The organism is Streptosporangium sp. G11 (assembly GCF_051192615.1).
GTDB lineage: Bacteria > Actinomycetota > Actinomycetes > Streptosporangiales > Streptosporangiaceae > Streptosporangium.
On the sequence record NZ_JBPJUQ010000012.1, the window covers coordinates 15,033 to 35,492 of the forward strand.

Genomic DNA, 20,460 nt, shown 5'->3' on the forward strand with positions numbered 1-20,460 from the left:
CGTGCTCCCCGCGCTCCGGGTGCTCTCAGTGTCCGGTGACGCCATCGTCGATCCAACTCCTCAGCTTGGCGGCCGCCTCGGCGACCAGGGGTTCGAACAGGATGACCACGCGCTCGCCGGGGATCGCCTCGATCGCGAGGTTCCCCTTGACCACGCCGGTCCAGCCCAGGTCGGGCCGGTCACCGGCGGGGGCGAAAAGCGCCACGTCACCCTCGTACGGTTCGTGCCGGTAACGGCCGACCGCGTGGGCGTTGGCCCGGAACACCCGAAGGAAGCGCCGGGCCTGCTCGACGTCGGCGGTGTCGGGCGCCAGCCGTTGTTCCCGCCCGGCGGCGGCGATGACCGCCAGCAGCATCTCCTCGGGGCCGAGCCCGGCGAACTCCTCGCCGTCCGTCTCCAGCGGCCCTCCCGCCAGCGCGTGGGTCATGAGCGAGGCGTCGTCCTCCAGCGAGCTGGTGATCACGGGCTCGTCCGCGTCGGAGTAGAACAGCACCAGCAGCGGGACGTCCTCACCGAGGGCGCGCAGCCGCCTGGCCATCTCCAGCGCGATGTTCCCGCCGATGCAGAACCCGCCCAGCACGTACGGCCCGCTGGGACGGACGGCCCGCAGCCGGTCGACGTAGTCCTCGACCATGTCGGCCATGGTGGTGTGCGGGTCCTCGCCGGGTGCCAGGCCGCTGGCCGCGATCGCGTAGACGGGCTGGTCGGGGCCGAGCCTGCGGGCCAGCGGGTGGTAGCGGAAGACCTGCCCGCCCAGGGCGTGCACCAGGACGATCGGGGTACGGTCGCCGTCCGCGTTGAGTGTCACCACCCGCTGCTCCCCCAGGTCCTCCGGGCGGCGCAGCACGTCCGCCAGGCCCGCCACGGTCGGCGAGGCCAGCACGGTCGCCACGGGCAGTTCCCTGCCGAACTCCTGCCTGATCCGCACGGCCAGCCGGAGCGCCAGCAGCGAGTGCCCGCCCAGGTCGAAGAAGTCGTCGAACACCCCGACCATGGGGACGTCGAACAGCTCCTCCCAGATCGCCGCGATCCGTCCCTCGACCGGGTCCCTCGGCGGCACCCTGAACCCGTCCGCGCCCACCGGGTCCGGCGCGGGCAGGGCCTTCCTGTCCAGCTTGCCGTTGGAGGTGATCGGCAGGGCGTCCAGCACCACCCACGCCGACGGGATCATGTGCTCGGGAACCCTGACGCGTAACCGCGCCCGCCAGTCGGCCGAGGCGTCGCCGGTGACGACGTACCCGATCAGGCGCTCGCCGTCGGCGACGACCGCCGCGGCGCGGACCTCGGGCTGGTCGAGCAGGGCGGCCTCGATCTCGCCGAGCTCGACGCGCATGCCACGGATCTTGATCTGGGTGTCGAGGCGGCCGAGGTACTCGATCTCGCCGTCCGGCCGCCACCTGGCCTGGTCCCCGGTGGCGTACAGGCGGGAGCCCGGCGGGCCGTGGGGATCGGGGACGAAGCGTTCCGCGGTGAGGGCCGGGCGGCCGAGATAGCCGCGGGCCAGCTGGACCCCGCCGATGAACAGCTGCCCCGGGGTGCCCACGGGCGCCCGTCCGAACCGCTCGTCGAGCACCTCCAGGCGGGTGTTGTCGACCGGGCGGCCGATCGGGACCGCCTGCTCGGCGGGGTCACAGCGGTGCCAGGAGACGTCGACCGCGGCCTCGGTCGGCCCGTAGAGGTTGTGCAGCTCCACCCCGGGCAGCCGCTCGGCGAAGCGCCGCACCAGGTCGGCGGGGAGCGCCTCACCCGAGCAGACCACCCTGCGCAGGCCGCCCGCGTCCGGTCCGTCCGCGCCCGGTCCGTCCACGACAGGCCCGCCCGTGCCCGGTTCGTTCGCAGCCGGTTCGCCCCTGCCCGGGGCGCTCAGGGCCTCCAGGCCGGGCGTGTCGAGGAACGGGTCCAGCATGGACGGTACGAAGTGCGCTGTGGTGACCTTCTCACCGCCGATCAGCTCGGTGAGGTAGCCGGGCTCGTAGTGCCCGCCCGGCCTGGCCACCACCAGTCCCGCCCCGGTGACCAGCGGCCAGAACAGTTCCCACACCGACACGTCGAACGAGACCGGTGTCTTGTGCAGCACCCGGTCCGCCGGGGTGAGCCCGTACGTCGCCTGCATCCAGCGCAGCCGGTTGACGATCGCCCGGTGCGACACCCCGACGCCCTTGGGCCTCCCCGTCGACCCCGACGTGAAGATCACGTACGCGAGGGAGTCCGGCGGATCCTCCCGCGAGGAGACCTCGGAGGGGGCCTCCGAGGCGGCGGGCAGCAGGACGACCCGCGTACCCCCCGGAGCCTCGTCCGCCAGGTCGGCGGAGGTCAGCAGCACCGAGGCGCCCGCGTCGTCGAGCATGCCCCGCACCCGCCCGGCCGGGTGGCCGGGCTCGAGCGGCAGGTAGGCGCCCCCGGCGGCGAGGACGCCCAGCAGCGCGGCGGGCAGGTCCGCGCTCCGTTCGAGCAGCACCCCCACCGGCCGGTCGCGCGACACCCCGGCGCGACGCAGCTCCCCGGCGATCGTCAGGGCCCGCCCGGCCAGCTCGCGGTAGGTGATCCACGAGCCCTCGAAGCCCACGGCGGGGGCGTCGGGCGTCAGCTTCGCCTGGGCGAACACCAGGCCGTGCAGCGTGCCGCCCGGGTGCTCGCGCCCGGTGGCGTTCCAGCGATCGATCGCCTCGTTCTCCGCCTTGCCCACGCCGGGCTCGCCGGTCAGGGCGTCGATCACCCGTCCGGCCAGGGACTCCATCTGCTCCGCGGGGAACTGGGAGGCGTCGTAGGAGACCGTGAGGGTCAGGCCGCCGCCGGGCACGCGGACGAAGGCCACCGTGCACGGCATGTCGGTCTGCTCGAAGAACTCCTGCCCGGTGATCGCCACGCCGTCGCCGGACAGCCCTCCGTACACGTGGAAGTCCCGGAAGTCGAACAGCGTGTCCAGCAGCGGCGAGCGGCCCGCGGCCCGCTGGATCTCGAACAGCGGGTAGCGCCGGTACGGCACCGCGGCCACCTCGGCGTCGAAGACCCGCCTGACCAGTTCGGCCCGGTCGCCCGCGTCGAGGCGGACCCGCAGGGGCAGCGTGTTGAGGAACAGCCCCAGCACCTCGCCGCCGCCCTCGGTCTCCGGCCTGCCGTGGCCAAGGACGCCGGTCATGACCTCCCGCTCGCCGGTGACGAGGCCCAGCGCCGTCACGTACGCGGCCAGCAGGGTCGTGCGCAGCGGGACCCGCAGCTCGCGGCTCTGCCGTTCGAGCGCCGCCACCGTCTCGTGCGGCACCGGCACGGCGACCACCTCGGCGGCGCGCGGCCCGCCGGACGGGAACCCGGGCAGCCGGGGCAGACGGCTCTCCGGGGCGTCCTCGGCCCGCTTCCGCCAGAACTCCCGCGCCGCCGCCGAGCCCACCGCGGCCCGCTCGGCCGCCACCAGATCCCTGAACAGGGCACGTGGCGGAGCGGGATCGGCGGCGTCGCGCGGATCGTGCGAGCCGTTCGCGGTGTAGCGGCCCAGCAGTTCGGTGACCAGCGCCGCGACGCTCCAGCCGTCGAGGACGGCGTGGTGGAAACTGAGACTCAGCGCGAACTCGTCGTCGTCCAGCACGTGCGCGTACGCCCGCAGCAGCGGCGGTGACGACCAGTCGAACCCGGAGTGCTTCTCGGCCTCCCGCCACGCCGCCAGCCGCTCCCGGGGGCCGTCCCCGTCCGAACCGTTCCCGCGCAGGTCGGCGACCTCCAGCGGGATGGTCGCGGTGTCGTGGACGAGCTGCAGCGGCTCGCTGAACCCGGTCAGGTCGAACGAGGTGCGCAGCACCGGGTGCCGGGCGGCGACCCAGGCCAGCGCCCCGGTCAGCGCCTGGACGTCCAGGACGCCGCGCAGGGTGATGGTCATCAGGTCGTGGTAGGTGGGGCTGCCCGGTTCGAGCTCGCTGTGGTAGAGCATCCCCGCCTGCAGCGCGGCCAGCGGGTACGCGTCCTCGATCATCGCTCGCCCTTCCTGAGCTTGGCCAGATCCGCGGCGCCGAGCATGCCGAACGCCCCGGTCGCGGCCTCCGGCTCCGGTTCCGCCTCCACGGAGGACCCGGTGTCCGGTGTGTCCAGTACGGAGGCCAGCTCGGCCACGGTCTGGTGGGTGAACAACCGCTGCAGGTCGAGCCCGTAGCCCAGGTGGCGCAGACGGGCCACCACCGAGAGGCTGCGGATCGAGTCACCTCCGACGCCGAAGAACCCGTCGTGACGGCCGACCTTGTCCAGGCCCAGCACGTCCTGCCACACCTGGGCGACGGCGCGTTCCGCGTCGGTGCGCGGCGGCTCCCAGGGAAGGTCGCCCCGGCCGGGCGGCGGCGGCAGGGCGGCTCGGTCGAGCTTTCCGTTGGGGGTGAGCGGGAGGGCGTCCAGCGTCACCCAGGCGGTGGGGATCATGTGCTCGGGCAGCTCGCCCCTGAGCCACTCGCGAGGATCGGCGTCCACGGTGTTCACCGGGCCCCGCGTCCCCTCGCGCCGCACTCCGTACCCGACCAGCCGGGCTCCGGCGCCGTCGTGCCACACGCCGACCGCCGCCGCGCTCAGGTCCGGGTGCCCGCCGAGCACGGCCTCGATCTCGCCGGGTTCGACGCGCATGCCACGGATCTTGATCTGGGTGTCGAGGCGGCCGAGGTACTCGATCTCGCCGTCGAATCGCCATCGGGCCCGGTCCCCGGTGGCGTACAGGCGGGAGCCCGGCGGGCCGTGGGGATCGGGGACGAAGCGTTCCGCGGTGAGGGCCGGGCGGCCGAGATAGCCGAGGGCCAGCTGGACCCCGCCGATGAACAGCTCGCCAGGCGTCCCGACCGGCACCGGGCGCAACGCCCCGTCCAGCACGTACAGGCGGGTGTTGGCCACCGGGCGGCCGATCGGCACGACCTTCTCGCCCGGCGTGTAGCGATGCCAGGAGACGTCCACCGCTGCCTCGGTCGGCCCGTAGAGGTTGTGCAGCTCCACCCCGGGCAGCCGCCCGGCCAGCCGCTCGGCGGCCCCCGCCGTCAGCTCCTCGCCGCTGCAGATCACCCGGCGCAGCGAGCGGCACTCCTCGATCCGCTCCTCCGAGGTGAAGGCGGCCAGCATCGAGGGGACGAAGTGGACCGTGGTGACCGCCCGCTCGGTGACGAGGTCGCGCAGGTAGGCGGTGTCCCGGTGGCCGTCGGGCCGGGCGAGCACCAGGCGCGCCCCGCTGATCAGCGGCCAGAAGAACTCCCACACCGACACGTCGAACCCGGCGGGGGTCTTCTGGAGCACGGCGTCACTCGCGTCCAGGCCGTACGTCTCCTGCATCCAGCGCAGCCGGTTGACGATGGCCCGGTGTGGCACCCCGACGCCCTTGGGCCTTCCCGTCGACCCCGAGGTGAAGATCACGTACGCGAGCGAGCCGGGCAGGTCCCGCACCCGGGGGGCCGCGTCCCCGGGCACCGCAGGGGTGTCCAGGGCGGCGGTGAGTTCCACGGCCCCGGCGTCGGCGAGCATGGCCTCGACACGGCGTTCGGGCAGCCCCGGATCGAGGGGAAGGTAGGCGGCCCCCGCCTTGAGCACGGCGAGCAGCCGCACGGGCAGGTCGAGCGAGCGCTCCGCCCGTACGGCGAACACCCTCCCTGTCTCTGTGCCCCTGGTCGTGCCGGTACCGGCGACGGAGGCGCGCAGCCGCGCTGCCAGCAGGTCGGCGCGGTCGTTCAGTTCCGCGTAGGTCAGCGTCTCGCCCTCGAAGACCACGGCCGGGGCGCCGGGAGTCCGCGCGGCCTGGGCCTCGACGAGACCGTGCAGCGTCTCCTTCGGCGGGTACGCGGTCTCGGTGGCGTTCCAGCCGGTCAGCACCAGTTCCCGCTCCCCGGGGGGGAGCATCTCCAGGTCGCCCACGCGGGTCCCCGGAGCGGCGACGGCCGCGCGCAGGAACGTCTCGAAGGACACGGCGAGCCGCTCGACGGTGTCCGGCAGGAACAGGTCGCGGTTGTAGACGAACCTCGCAGCGAGGCCGTCACCGGTCTCCGAGACGTACAGCTCCAGGTCGAACCGGGTCGAGGTGGTGTCCGGCGCGAACGGCTCGACCACCGGCCCCTCCGTCCGATCGGCCGCGAGCCCGGTCGTGGTCGTGACCCCGGTCTGCTCCTCGGTCGTGAGCCCGGCCGTGGTCGTGGCCCCGGACTGCTTCCCGGTTGTGAATCCGGTCGTGGACCCGGTCTGCTCCTCGGTCGCGAGCCCGGTCGTGGCCGTACCCCCGGCCACCGGTACGGATCGCCCTGTCGGGACCGCACCGCCCAGGTAGCTCTGCAGGGCGAAAAGCACCTGCACCACGGGCGGACGGGTGGCGTCCCTGGCCAGGTCCAGTTCGGCGACCAGTTTCTCGAACGGCAGCTCCTGGTGGGCGTAGACCTCCAGGGCGGCGTCGCGGGTGCGGCCGAGCAGCTCGGTGAAGGCGGGGTCGCCCTCCAGGCGGGCCCGGAGCGGCAGCAGGTTCACGAACAACCCGACCACGTCCTCGAACTCCGTCTGGTCCCGGCCGGCGACCGGTGAGCCCACCGCGAAGTCGTGCTGTCCCGACCAGCGGGAGAGCACGGCCTGGAACCCGGAGAGCAGCGCCATGTAGAGGGTCGCACCGCGTTCCCGCGCCAGTGCGCCGAGCGCCCCTGTGAGCCCGGCGTCCAGCCGCAGGTCGTGCCAGGCACCCCTGTGCCCCTGTCGAGCCGGCCTGGGCCGGTCGAGGGGAAGTTCGAGCGGGGGGAGCTCGGCCAGTTCCTCCCGCCAGAACTCCAGGTGCCGTTCCAGACGCGGCCCGGCCAGGCGCTCGCGCTGCCAGAGCGCGTAGTCGCCGTACCCGACACGAGTCTCCGGACGGCCGTCACGAACGTCGCGGCCGTCACGGTCGTAGCGCCCGGAGAGCAGCTCGTCCAGCAGGATCTCCGCCGACCAGCCGTCGGCCACGATGTGGTGTACGGCGACCAGCAGCACGTGGTCCTCGGGGGCGATCCCGACCAGGGTCACCCGGAGCAGCGGGCCGTCGCCGAGATCGAAGGGGCGTGCCGCGTCGGCGCTGACGATCCGCCGCGCCTCCGCTTCCGCCTCCGTCGCGGTCTCGACGACCGACTCCACGACCGACTCCATGGCGGAGTCGGTCGTGGAGTCCGATCCCGGCAGGGCCGCCTCCGTGGAGACCGATCCCGCCGAGGTGGTCCCCGGCAGGACCGATTCCGCCGACGGTCCCGCCTCGACGACGCGGATCGCGATTCGTGCCTCCGGGGCCGCGGCCGGGACGATCCGCACCTCGGGCCTCCCGTCGGGGGAGGCGGGGAAGCGCATCCGCAGGCTCTCGTGCCGCGTCACGGCGGCGTCCAGCCTCGCCTCCAGCGCCGCGAGGTCCAGCGGCCCGCGCAGCCGCGCCGCGGCGGGCAGCACGTAGGCGCCGGTCCCCGGACTGAACTGCTCCATGAACCAGAGCCGTTCCTGCGCGAACGACAGCGGTGGCGCCGTGCCCTCAGGGCGCCGCGCCGGTCCGGGTCCCACCTTGGAACCCGCGCCGGGCCCGGCTTCCGCCAGCGCGTCCAGCGCCTGCGCCAGTCTCCGTACGGACGGGTGGCTGAAGGCCAGCTTCAGCGGCACGTCCAGCCCGGTCGCGGCCGAGAGCCTGGCGATCGTCCTGGTGGCCAGCAGCGAGTGGCCGCCGAGCTGGAAGAAGTCGTCGAGCGCCCCCACTCGCTCCACTCCCAGGACCTCGGCCCATATCGAGCACACCAGCTCCTGCGTGGCGGTCTCCGGGGGCAGGTAGCCCTCACCCGAGCGGTGCTCGGGAGCGGGCAGCGCGCCCTGGTCGACCTTCCCGCTCGGCGTGAGCGGGATGCGCCCGACCTCCACCACGGCACTCGGCACCAGGTGCGGCGGCAGCTCCGCCGCGAGATACTCCCGCAGCTCCCCGGCGCCGAGCCGGTGCCCGGACCGCTCGCGGGCACCCTCCGCCAGGCCGGTGCCGTTGATCGACCGTTCGTCGGATGCCGGCTCGTCGGCCACCCGTTCGCCGGCCGTCCTTCCGGCCGCTCGCCCGTCAGGGGCCCGGTCGTGCCGTACGACGTAGGCGACCAGGCGGCGGTCACCGGGGGTGTCCTCCCTGACCGTCACGGTCGCCTGGCCCACCCACGGGTGGGCCAGCAGGCGGGCCTCGATCTCGCCGGGCTCCACGCGGTAGCCCCGGATCTTGACCTGGCGGTCGAGACGGCCGAGGATCTCCAGGCGCCCGTCGGGCCGGAACCTGGCCCGGTCGCCCGTGCGGTACAGCCGAGAACCGGCCGGACCGTACGGATCGGGCACGAAGCGTTCCGCCGTCAGGGCGGGCGCCCCCAGATAGCCGCGAGAGAGCCCGTCGCCGCCGACGCACAGCTCGCCGGGCACGCCGACGGGCACCCGTGCGCCGTACTCGTCCAGCACGTGGACGCGGGTGGCGGACAGCGGGTGACCCACGGTGGGCCGCCTGGACGCCTCGGCGGGGTCGAGCTCCCCGGCCGTGGCGATGATCGTCGTCTCGGTCGGCCCGTAGCTGTTGACCAGGGTGACGCGCTCGCCGTGAGCCTCGTACCAGGCGGCGAGCGCCGGTCCCGGCAGCGGGTCGGCACCCAGGATCAGCAGGCGCAGCGCGGGCGGCCAGGAGACCCGGGCGGCGACCAGCTCCTGCCAGTAGGAGGTGGGCAGGTCCATCACCGTCAGCGACGCGCCCCGGGAGGTCCGCAGGAAGTCGGGAAGCGGCTCGTCGGGGGCGAGCACCAGCTCGGCCCCCGAGGTGAGCGCCGGGTAGATCTCCTCGGCGTGCGTGTCGAAGCCCACGGAGGCGAACTGCAGCACCCGGTCGTCCGGCCGGATGCCGTACTCGGCGCGCATCCACGCCACCCGCGCGTCCAGCGCCCGCCGCTCGACCTGCACGCCCTTGGGGGTGCCGGTCGAACCGGAGGTGTAGATCACGTACGCCAGGTTCCCCGGCCCGCCGGGCCTCGTCACCCGGCCGTCACCGGCGGGCGTCCGGACGTCGTGCTCGCCCGGTCCGTGAACGCGGACGCCGGACGGAGAGCCGTCTCCGATGTGTTGGTTCTCTCCGGTGCCCCGGTCGTCGCCGGTGTATGAGTCCTCTCCGGTGGCGGGACCGTCCGCGACGCCGTCGAGCGGGATCGTCGGCAGGTCGCACTCCGGCAGGCCGTCCTGGGACAGCAGCAGCGCGGCCCCGCTGTCGCGCAGCATCCAGCGAAGGCGCTCGGCCGGGTAGGCGGGGTCGAGCGGGAGGTAGGCGCCTCCCGCCATGGCCGTCGCCAGCAGCGCCACGACCAGCTCGGGACCGCGCCGGGCGCACACCGCGACCACGGTCTCGGGGCCCACCCCCGCCGAGGTCAGCCGCGCCGCCAGCCTGACGGCGCGATCGCGCAGCTCGGCGTAGCCGAGCCGCCGGTCGCCGTGGCTGACGGCGACCGCCTCCGGCGCCAGCCGCACCCGTTCCTCGAACAGCTCGACCACCCCGGCCGGACCGGTGGAACCGGCGGTCGAGGAAGGGCCGGGCAGGGCGGTGGACAGGGACGCGGTGACGGCGGGCAGGCGGTCCTCGGGAAGCAGCATCGCGGCCCGCAGGCGGGACAGCGGAACATCAGGGTCGTCGGCCACGGCCTCCAGGACGCGCTCGTACCTGCGCAGCATCCTGGCCACCGTCTCCGGTTCGAACAGGTCGGCGTTGTAGGACAGCAGCGCGTACAGCGATTCCGAGCGAGGTGTCACGTCGAGCATCAGGTCGAACTTGGCCTGCCGCGCGCCCGGATCGAACACGTCGGTCTCGATGCCGGGCATGACCAGCTCGGACGCCTCCTTGTCCTGCATCACGAACATCGCCTGGAACAGCGGCGTGGTGCTCAGGTCGCGCTCGACGCGCAGCTCGTTGAGCAGCCGCTCGAACGGGATGTCCTGGTGGGCGAAGGCGTCGAGCACCGTCGCCCGGACGCGGCCCAGCAGCTCCCTGAAGCCGGGGTCTCCCGACAGGTCGCCGCGGAGCGCGAGCGTGTTGGGGAAGAAACCGACGATCTGCTCCAGCTCCGGGCGTTCCCGCCCGGCGATCACCGACCCCACGCACACGTCGTCCTGCCCGGAGTGGGCGCCGAGCAGCGTCTGGAAGGCGGCCAGCAGCACCATGAACGGGGTGCACCGCTCGTCCCTGGCCAGCCGGTCCAGCCGGGCGGTCAGCTCCCGCCCGATCCGCCGCGCCGCGTAGTCGCCGTTGGACGACTTCACCGGCGGCCTGGGCCGGTCGGCGGGGACGTCCAGCGCGGGTACCCCGGCCAGTTGCCCGCTCCAGTAGTCGAGCTGGCGGCGCACGCCCTCCTCGTCCAGCAGCCCGCGCTGCCAGGCCGCGTAGTCGGCGTACTCCAGCACCGGCGCGGGCAGGTCCGCCTCGCGTCCCTCCAGGTGCGCGCCGTAGCAGGCGGCCAGCTCGCCCAGCAGGATCTTCAGCGACCAGCCGTCGGCCACGATGTGGTGCAGCACCACGCACAGCACGTGGTCGGTCTCCGACATGGTGATCAGGTGCACCCGCAGCAGCGGCCCGGCCGCCAGGTCGAACGGGCGGTTGGTGAGGTCGGCGACCAGTTCGGTCGCGCGGGCCTCCCGCTCGGCGGCGGGCGTCCAGGTGAGGTCGATCAGGTCGGGTTCGACCGGCCGGGGCGGCTCGATCTCCTGCACCGGGCTGCCCTCGTGCGAGGTGAAGCGGGCGCGCAGGGTCTCGTGCCGCTCCACCAGGCGGCCGAGCGCGTACCTGAGCGCCTCGATCGAGACGTGCCCGCGCAGCCGCTGCACCATGAACATGTTGTACGAGGCGTCGGACGGGTCCAGCTGCTGCAGGAACCACAGGCGCTCCTGGCCGAACGACAGCGGTGGCGGCCCGCTGTCGCCCGCGCGCCGGGGGATGCCCGACGGCCGCCGCGGCGGCGGTTGCCGCCGCAGCCTCTCCTCCAGCGCGGCCCGCTGTTCCGGGCTGAGCCGCGCCAGTTTCGCCCTCAGGTCACTCATTCGCGGGGTCCTCCAGCGTCGCGAGCAGCGCCGCCAGCTCCTCGTCGTCGTCCCCGAGCTGCAGCTCCAGTACGGCGAGGGCGTGCTCGGTCACCGTGGTGATCTCGAAGCACCGCCGCAGCGGCATCTCCACGCCGTACGTCTCCCGGTAGCGGGTGACCAGCAGCACCGCCAGCAGCGAGTGGCCGCCGAGCTGGAAGAAGTCGTCCTCGACGCCGATGCGCTCCCGGCCGAGCAGCTCGCTCCACAGGGCGCACAGCTCGGTCTCCAGCGGGGTGCGCGGCTCCGTGTACGGCGTGCCGAGGTCGGCCCGGCCCGAGCCTGTCGGCGCGGGCAGCGCGCCCCGGTCGAGCTTGCCGCTCGGGCCGAGCGGGATGTGGTCGATCCCGACGAACGCCTGCGGGATGAGCGCGGCGGGCAGTTTCTTGGCGAGCGCCCTGCGCAGCTCTCCGGTGAGCACCGAGGCGTCTCCGGACCAGTCGACGTAGCCGACCAGCCCGCGCCCGCCGGGGGCGTCGTCGCGCAGCGCCACGACCGCCTGGCGCACCCTGGGGTGCTCGGCGATCACGGCCTCGATCTCGCCGAGCTCGACGCGCCAGCCGTGTACCTTCACCTGGTCGTCCATCCGCCCCAGGAACTCGATGTCCCCGTTGGCGCGGACCCTGGCCAGGTCGCCGGTCGCGTACAGCCGCGAGCCGGGCGGCCCGTACAGGTCGGGCACGAAACGCTCGGCCGTCAGGGCGGGGCGGCCCGCGTAGCCGCGCGCGACCTGGACCCCGCCGATGTGCAGGTGCCCGGGTACGCCGACCGGCACCGGCTGGAGCAGGTCGTCCAGGACGTGCAGGCGGTTGCCCGGCATGGGCGGGCCGATGGGCAGTGTGTGCAGCGCGTTCAGCGCCTCCGGCGTCTCGCCCGGCTCGACCCGCCAGGCGGTCACGTCGACCGCGGCCTCCGTCGGCCCGTACAGGTTGTGCAGCTCCACACCGGGCAGCCGCTCGAAGAAGCGGGCGGCCAGGCGCGGCGGCAGCTCCTCGCCGCTGCAGATCACCCGCTTCAGCGAGCCGCACGACTCGATGCCGGTCTCCTCCAGGAACAGGGCCAGCATCGAGGGGACGAAGTGCGCGGTGCTCACCGAGTGCGCCTTGATCAGGTCGCGCTGGTGGTTGGGGTCGCGGTGCCCGCCAGGCCGGACCGGTACCAGGGACGCCCCGGTGACCAGCGGCCAGAAGAACTCCCAGACCGACACGTCGAAGCTCGTCGGGGTCTTCTGCAGGACCGTCTCGGCCGGGGTGAGGCCGAACCTGCGCTGCATCCAGGCGAGCCGGTTGACGATGCCCCCGTGGGTGTTGACGACGCCCTTGGGGCGCCCGGTCGAACCCGAGGTGTAGATCACGTACGCGGCGTCGCCGGGACCGGTCACCGGAAGCGCCGTTCCTGGGGGCTGCGGTCCCCAGGTGTCGGGCGCGTCCAGCAGCACCGGTTTGACGGCGCCCTCGGGGAGCAGGTCGCGCAGGTGGCGCTGGGTCAGCATCACCCGGGCCCCGCTGTCGGCCAGCATGAACGCCAGCCGCGACGGCGGATACTCCGGGTCGAGGGGGACGTAGGCCCCGCCCGCCTTGAGCACCGCGAGCAGGCCGACGACCAGCTCGGCCGACCGCTCGGCGCACACCGCCACCGGGCTGCCCCGCCTGACCCCGATCCCGCGCAGCCAGTGGGCCAGCGCGGTGGCGCGCTCGTCCAGCTCCGCGTACGTCAGCGTGGTGTCACCGGTGACCACGGCCGGAGCGCCCGGGGTCCTGGCGACCTGGGCCTCGATCAGCGAGGTCAGCGAGGTCGCCTCGATCAGCGAGGTCAACGAGGTCGTCGAAGTCAGTGAGGTCGTCGAGGTCGGAGAGGTCGTCGAGGTCGGAGAGGCCGGCGCCGTACCGGCCCCGGCGGCGCCACCGACGTCCCCGGTGTCCTGGGCGCCGGCCGGATCGGCCACGCCCGCCGTGCCGACCAGGACGTTCAGGGCACGCCCCGGGTCCTCGCCGGCGCCGAGCGCGATGACGTGGTCCCGTTCCGCGGGGGTCAGCAGCGGCAGCCGGGAGATCGGCGTCCCCGGGGCGGCGACCGCGGCCTCCACCAGCGTCTCCAGGCAGGCGCCGAACCGCTCGATCGTGGGCCGGTCGAACAGGTCGGTGCTGTACTCCAGCCGGGTGTGCAGCCGTCCCCCGCGCATGTTGAGGTCCAGCTGCAGGTCCACCTTGGCGGTGCCGTTGGCGATCTGGCCCTCGTTGGTGTCGCCGGCCAGGTTGAACATCACCTGGTAGATCGGCGGCACGCTCAGGTCCCTGGTCGGCTGGAGCGCCTCCACCAGCCGCTCGAACGGCAGCTCCTGGTGGTCCAGGGCCTCGGCGACCGTGGTGCGCACCCGCCCGGCCGCCTCGGCGAACGTCGGGTCGCCGGTCAGGTCGGCGCGGAGCGCCACGGCGTTGACGAACATGCCGATGACGGGTTCGGTCTCCGGCAGCAGCCGTCCCGCGATGGGGGTGCCCACCACGACGTCGTACTGGCCCGACCAGCGAGACAGCACGGTCGCGAACGCGGTGAGCATGACCGTGAACAGCGTCGAGTTCAGGTCCTTGGCCAGGCGCTGGATCCCGGCCGACACCTCGGGGGAGAACGCGCCCAGCTGCATCTCACCCCGGTAGGAGCGGCTGCGCGGGCGCGGCCGGTCGGCGGGCAGGGCGAGGTCGGCCGGGATACCGGCCAGCCGCTCCCGCCAGTGCGCCAGCTCCTCCTCGACGAACTTCCCGGTCAGCCGTCCCCGCTGCCAGACGGCGAAGTCGGCGAACTGGATGGGCAGCTCCGCCAGCTTGGGCTCGCGCCCCTCGCCGATGGCGTCGTAGCACTCCTCCAGCTCGTTGACGAAGACGTGGCTGGAGACGCCGTCGAACACGGTGTGGTCGAACACGCAGATCAGTCGCAGGTCGTCGTCGGCCATCCGGACCTGCCGCAGCCGCCACAGCGGTGCCCGGTCCAGGACGAACGGCGTGACCGAGTCCGACTTGGCCAGCCGGGCGAGCTCGGCCTCGCGCAGGTCGGCGGGCAGGTGGGTGAGGTCGGTCTCGGTGAGCCGCACCGGGGGGACGGCGCCGCTGACGATCTGCACCACCTGGCCGTCCCTGAACTCGAAGACGGTGCGCAGCACCTCGTGGCGGCGTACCACGTGGGCGACGGCGGCCTCCAGCCGGCGCGGATCGACCGGCTGGCGGGCGCTCATCGGCATGAGCATGCCGATGTTGTAGACGGCGAGCTCGGGTTCGAAGCGGGCGAGAAACCACATCCGCTCCTGCCCCGAGGAGGACGGGAAGACGTCCACCATCTGTTCGGTCATCCCGCGTCTCCCGCTTTCATCGCCTCGCGCAGGCTGCGCGGACGCATGTCGGTCCAGACCTGCTCGATGTGGGCCAGGCACTCGTCCTTGGTGCCGGTGAAGCCCGCGTCGTGCCAGCCGTCCGGGTTGTCGCGGCCCGAGGGCCAGATGGAGTACTGCTCCTCGTCGTTGAGGACGACCTTGGTGTCGGGAAGGGGCTCGCTCACTGCTGCTCACTCCTGCGGGGGAGACGGGGGATCATGGTCTGGTTCGCGGCCGGGGCGGTCTCCGCCGGCGGCGTGGTGGCGCGCACCTGCTCGATCAGCGAGGTGACCCCGGCCACCGTGGGCTCCTCGAAGAGGCTGCGCATCGGCAGCCGCACGCCCAGCTCCTTGCGGATGAGGGCGATGAGCTGCACGGCGATCAGCGAGTTGCCGCCGAGTTCGAAGAAGTCGTCGTCGACGCCGATGCGCTCGCCGCCGAGCACCTCACTCCACAGCCGGGCGATGGCGGTCTCGACGTCGCCGCGAGGCGCCACGTAGTCGTCGGCCGCCGCGCCGCCGGGACGGGGACGGTCCGACACGGCGGCCGGGTCCAGCTCCGTCTCGACCGTTTCCTGGGTGACCGACCCGACACCGGCCAGGTAGGCGGCCACCGGGGTCGCGGCGATCACCACCTGCGCGCCGAGGGGGGTGGCCAGCAGCCGGTGGAACGCCTCGGCGCCCTCGGCGGGACGGATGCCGACCGCGTCGGGGCCTCCGGCGGTCGTCGCGACCTGGCCGCCCTGGTCGGGGACGGTGACCGTGCCCGCCCGCTGGGCTCCGGCGTCGGCCGTCACCCCGGCCACCACGGCGTCGGTGTTGATGCGGCGCAGCACGTAGTCGGAGATCTCGGTGACGATCGTGCCATTGGAGTCGATGAGCGTCACGTCGACCGCCAGCACCTCGTCGGTGCCGCTGTCGCGGAAGCGCATGTGACTCCAGAACCTGCCGGGCAGCCGGTCCCTGACGGTGATGCGGCCGTAGCCGAGCGGCAGGTAGTGACCGACGACGTCGATCCAGGTGAAGGAGGTGGCGCTGTCGAGCAGTGCCGGGTGCAGGCCCCAGCCGTCCAGGTCCTCCGACAGCTCCTCGGGCAGCTCGAACAGTCCCAGGGCCTCGTTCTGGCCGATGTACCACTTCTGCATGTGACCCCAGTGGGGGCCGAGCGTCAGCAGCCCGGACAGCGGCACGCCGCCCTGCTCGTCCGACGCGGGGGTGCAGCGCTCGATGATCGCCGTCACGTCGGCGTGCCCGGCGGGCCCGGCGTCGACCTTGGCCGCGGTGCCGCGCGCGTGGGTGCGCTGCTCACCGCCGATGACGCTGCGCACCTGGAAGTCCGCGCCGTCCGCCTCGGTGCTGAACGTCACCCGTACCTCCGCGAAGGCCCCGTCGGCCACCGACAGCGGTTCGACGAACACCACGTCGCGCAGCTCGACGGCACCGGTGCCGGGCAGCACCACCTCACTGGCGCAGCGGGCCAGCTCCAGGTGGCCGGTGCCCGGGAGCACCGGCACCCCGGAGATGCGGTGCCCGTCGAGCGCCCAGTGGGTGTCGGGGGAGAGGCCGCCTCCGGCCCAGCCGAGCCCCTCGCCGTCGGCCTCGTGCCAGGCCGACAGCACGGGGTGGTCGACGGCCCTGATCCGGTCGCCGCGCTGCAGCGCCACGAACCCGGCGGGTGCGGCGACCTCCGCCGCCATGCCGACCTCGAGCCACTTGCCCCAGTTGGCGGAGACGACCGTGGCCGCGCCCCAGCCGTGCTCGCCCCTGGCGTGCGCGTCGAGGAAGTTGTTGGCCGCGCAGTAGTCGACCTGGCCGAAGCCGCCCGCGACCGCGGTGATCGACGAGCAGAGCACCACGGCCTCCAGGTCGAGGTCGGCGAAGGCCTCGCGCAGCGCGAGCGTGCCGACCACCTTGGGCGCCAGCACCTCCTCGGCGGCGGCCCGCTCCTTGATCTCGGCCATGCCGCCGCCGGGCAGTCCCGCGGCGTGCACGATCACGTCCACCCGGCCGAACCCGGCGATCGTCTCCTCCCTCACCCGGCGCATGTCATCGGGGGAGGTGACGTCGGCGGCGAGCACCAGGACCTCGGCCCCGGCCTCCTCCATCCTGCGGATCGCGGCGATCGCCCGGCCCTCGCGGCCGCCTTCGTGCGCGTCCCAGGACCCCCGGTCGGGCAGCCCGGCCCGAGACAGCAGGACCAGTCGCACCCTGGCCCGCGCGGCCAGGTCCTCGGCGAGCGAGATGCCGATGCCGCCCAGGCCACCGGTGATCACGTAGACCTGCCCGTCCCGGGGACCGGCCTGCCCGCCGACCACCCCGGCCGTCTCCGCGGTCTCCACAGAAGAAGCGGGCACCTCCAGCTGCTCGTAGTGCTGCAGCCAGCGGCGGCCACCCCTGATGCTCACGGTGGGCAGCAGTCCCGCCTCGTCGGGCTCGGGCCTCCTGCCCAGTTCCGCGGCGGCGTGCCTGATCCAGTCGCCTCCCTCGACGTCGACGTGGCGCACCCGCAGCCACGGTGTCTCCAGCGGCACCACGCGGGGGAACCCTGCGAGGGTCGCGTACTCGGGACGGAGCAGGTCGCCGCCGGTGACGTCCTGGGCCCCCGAGGTGAGCAGGTCCAGTTGCACCCCGTCCGCGGGCTGCGCCGCGGTCAGCGCCTGCACCAGGGCCAGCACGCTGAAGAAGCCCCGGTCCTGGGCCTTCCAGGTCTCCTCGGCCCCGGCGGCCGGTTCGGCGCCGACGGTCCACGCGTGGACCACCCGCCCCGGCACCTCGCCCACGGCCGACAGCAGCGCGTCGTAGTCGGCGCGCTCGGAGGGACGCACGGTGTAGACGCCTTCGGGGTTCTCCGAGGAGAACTCGTCGCCGGGCCTCACCTCGACGACCTCGGCCCCCGTCGCGCGCAGCGCGTCCACCAGCCCGGCCGAGCCGTCGTCGGCGAACACCAGGGCCCGGGTGACCGGCGACAGCGGCGCCGGTCCCGGCGGGACCTGCCGCCACACCGGCACGCTGAACCAGCGGTCCAGCGGCAGGTCGTCCTCGACCGGCGCGGGGTTGGCCACGCCGCCGACGAACGCCCCCTGCGGGTCGGGGTCGATCCAGGCGCGCTGGCGCTCCCACGGGTAGGTCGGCAGCGAGACCCGGTGGCCCTCCTCGCCGAACGCCTCCAGCGCGACGCCGTTCACCCACAGGGTGCCGTACGCGGCCGACAGCACGCCCACGTCGCCACCGGCGTCCTTGGGGCCGGGGAGGGAGGGCAGCGGCGCGACCGCGCCCGGCGGGTTCTGCGCCCTGGCCAGCCCGGCCAGCTGCCTGCCGGGGCCGCACTCGATCATGATCCAGTCGCCGTCGGCGAGCAGGGCGGCCACACAGTCGCCGAACAGCACCGGCTCGCGCATGTGCCGGGCCCAGTAGGACGGGTCCGTCGCCTCGTCCGCGGTGATCCAGGTGCCTGTCACGTTCGACAGGAACGGCAGGCTCGGCGCCGACCGTTCGACGCCGGCGACCAGCGCGCGGAACTCGCCCAGGATCGGGTCCATCATCGAGGAGTGGAAGGCGTGCGAGGTGCGCAGCTCCATCCGGCCGATGCCCTCCTCCTTCAGCAGGGCCGACAGCTCGGCGATCGAGGCCGGGGGACCGGCCACCACGCACGTGCCGGGGCCGTTGACGGTCGCCACCGACACGTCGTCGGGCAGCAGCGGCCCGATCTCGTCCGGCGCGAGCTGCACGGCGAGCATGGCCCCCGCGGGCATGCCCTGCACCAGGCGTCCCCTGGCCGCCACCAGCCGCAGCGCGTCCGGCAGGCTGAAGACCCCGGCCACGGTCGCCGCGACGTACTCGCCGATGCTGTGGCCGATCATCCCGGCGGGTTCGGCGCCCAGCGAGCGCCAGAGCGCGGCCAGGGCGTACTCCACGGTGAACAGGGCGGGCTGGGTCAGCGCCGTCTGCCGCAGCCGCTCGTCGGCCTCCTTCCCGGTGGCGAAGATCAGCTCACGCAGGTCCTCGCCCAGCACCGGCCGCAGGATCTCGGCGCACTCGTCGACCGCGTCCCTGAAGACCTGCTCGGTGCGGTACAGCTCGGCGCCCATGCCCCCGTACTGCGAACCCTGCCCGGAGAACAGGAACGCCGGGCGCGGAGTGCGCCGTGAGGCGGCACCGGAGACCGTCCGCTTGGGGTCGCGGAGCGCGGCGACCGCATCGGCGACGCCGGAGGCCACCACCGCGCTCCTGCGCGACAGTTCCCTGCGCCCCACCCGCAGGGTGTGGGCGACGTCGGCCAGGTCGGCGTCGGGGTGGGCCTCCAGGTGCGCGGCCAGGCGCTCGGCGGCGGCGGCCAGCGCGGTGTCGGTCCTGCCCGACAGCCGCAGCAGGTGCGCCGGGCGGGAGCCGCGCTCGTCGCGGGACGGCGCCGGGGCCTCCTCCAGCACGATGTGCGCGTTGGTGCCGCCGATGCCGAACGAGCTGACGCCCGCCCGGCGGGGGAAGCCGTTGCGCTCCCACTTGGTCGGCGTCCCCGTCACGTAGAACGGGCTCCGGGTGAAGTCGATCTTCGGGTTGGGGCTCTCGTAGTGCAGCGTGGGCGGGATCAGCCCGTTCTCCAGGGCCAGCACCGCCTTGATGATGCTGGCGATGCCCGCCGACTGGCCCAGGTGGCCGATGTTGCTCTTGACCGAGCCGATGCCGCACCACTGGGTGTCGTCGGTGTCCTGGCCGAACACGCTGCTCAGCGCCGCGACCTCGATCGGGTCGCCCAGCGCGGTGCCCGTGCCGTGCGCCTCGACGTAGGTGATCGTGCGCGGGTCGATCCCGCCCACCCCGAGCGCCTGGGCGATCACCGCGGCCTGGCCGTCCATGCTGGGCGCGGAGAACCCGACCTTGCTCGCGCCGTCGTTGTTGATCGCGTTGCCCAGGATGACCGCCCGGACGTTGTCGCCGTCCTCGATCGCCTCCGACAGCCGCTTCAGCACGATCACGCCGCCACCGCTGCCCCAGATCGTCCCGGCCGCCTTGGCGTCGAAGGCCCGGCAGTGGCCGTCGGGGGAGACGATGCCGTCCTCGTCGTACACGTAGCCCTGGCCCTGCGGCAGGTCGAGCATCGCGCTGCCCGCCAGGGCCATGTCGCACTCGCCGTTGCGCAGGGCCTCGGCGGCCACGTGGATCGCGACCAGCGAGGTCGAGCACGCGGTGTGCAGGGTGTAGCTCGGGCCGCGCAGGTCCAGCTTGTACGACGACAGCGTGGCGCAGTAGTCGACGTGGTTGCCGACCATGACGGCCAGCCAGCCCGCGTTCGCGTGGGCCTGCGCGTTGCTCCTGATGTTGATCCACTGGTAGAAGTCCCCGCCGGAGCCGGCGTAGACGCCGATCTCGCCCGGGTACCTGAACGGGTCGTATCCCGCGTCCTCCAGGGCCGTGTGCGACAGTTCGAGGAAGAGCCGGTGCTGCGGGTCCCGGATCTCCGCCTCCCTGATCGACATGCCGAAGAACGCGGCGTCGAACCCCTGGTGGTCGTCGAGCATCATCGCGGCCGGTACGAAGTCCGGGTCGTCGAGGATGTGGTCGGGCACGCCGAGTGCCCGCTGCTCCTCGCGGGTGAAGTGCGTCAGCGACTCGACTCCGTCGGCGAGGTTGCGCCAGAACTGCCTGGCGTCCCCGGCGCCGGGCACTCGGCACGACAGGCCGATGATCGCGATTGGTTCGACGGTGGGCTCCTCGGCCATGCGGGGGTCCCTTTCTTCCTTGCTGGGCGCGGTCGGCGCCGGTGCGGTGGGTTGGACGGGGGGCGGCTCGATTTCCGGTGCGGAGGGTCGTGCGGGTGGCGACTCGATCGCCGGCTCGGTCATGGGGTGGGTGACCGGGCGGGTTCGCGCTCCGGAAGGTCGTGCGGTCGCCGGTTCGGTCTCGGATGCGAGGGGGTGGACGGGGGTCGGTCCGGCCGCGAGGGCCGAAGGAGGGACGGATGTCGGCTCGGGTGCGGGTTCGGGTGTGGGGTCCTGCTCGAATTCGGCTGCGGGGCCGGGTCCGGGCTCGGATGCG

General features: G+C 73.6%; 5 protein-coding genes. All 5 read right to left on the reverse strand.

What is annotated here, in order from left to right:
• Positions 1–25: 25 nt before the first annotated feature.
• Genes ACSDR0_RS14620 through ACSDR0_RS14640 form a run of 5 tightly spaced genes read right to left on the reverse strand, consistent with a single transcriptional unit; the run spans position 26 to position 20,144 of the window.
• A complete protein-coding gene (locus tag ACSDR0_RS14620; protein ID WP_435289332.1) occupies positions 26–3,964 on the reverse strand; it encodes an AMP-binding protein in 3,939 nt (1,312 codons plus the stop codon).
• Positions 3,961–11,028 carry an amino acid adenylation domain-containing protein gene (locus ACSDR0_RS14625; protein WP_435289333.1) on the reverse strand — a complete coding sequence of 2,356 codons (7,068 nt, stop codon included), beginning with the start codon at positions 11,026–11,028 and terminating at the stop codon, positions 3,961–3,963. Before ACSDR0_RS14625 ends, ACSDR0_RS14620 begins: the two co-directional genes overlap by 4 nt.
• On the reverse strand, positions 11,021–14,407 hold the full coding sequence (locus ACSDR0_RS14630; protein WP_435289334.1) for a non-ribosomal peptide synthetase: 3,387 nt from the start codon (positions 14,405–14,407) through the stop codon (positions 11,021–11,023). The genes ACSDR0_RS14625 and ACSDR0_RS14630 overlap by 8 nt, the downstream gene beginning before the upstream one ends.
• On the reverse strand, positions 14,404–14,613 hold the full coding sequence (locus tag ACSDR0_RS14635) for an MbtH family protein (protein ID WP_362676169.1): 210 nt from the start codon (positions 14,611–14,613) through the stop codon (positions 14,404–14,406). Before ACSDR0_RS14635 ends, ACSDR0_RS14630 begins: the two co-directional genes overlap by 4 nt.
• Complete coding sequence (locus ACSDR0_RS14640; RefSeq protein ID WP_435289335.1) at positions 14,610–20,144, reverse strand: SDR family NAD(P)-dependent oxidoreductase; 5,535 nt, start codon at positions 20,142–20,144, stop codon at positions 14,610–14,612. The genes ACSDR0_RS14635 and ACSDR0_RS14640 overlap by 4 nt, the downstream gene beginning before the upstream one ends.
• Positions 20,145–20,460 lie beyond the last annotated feature (316 nt).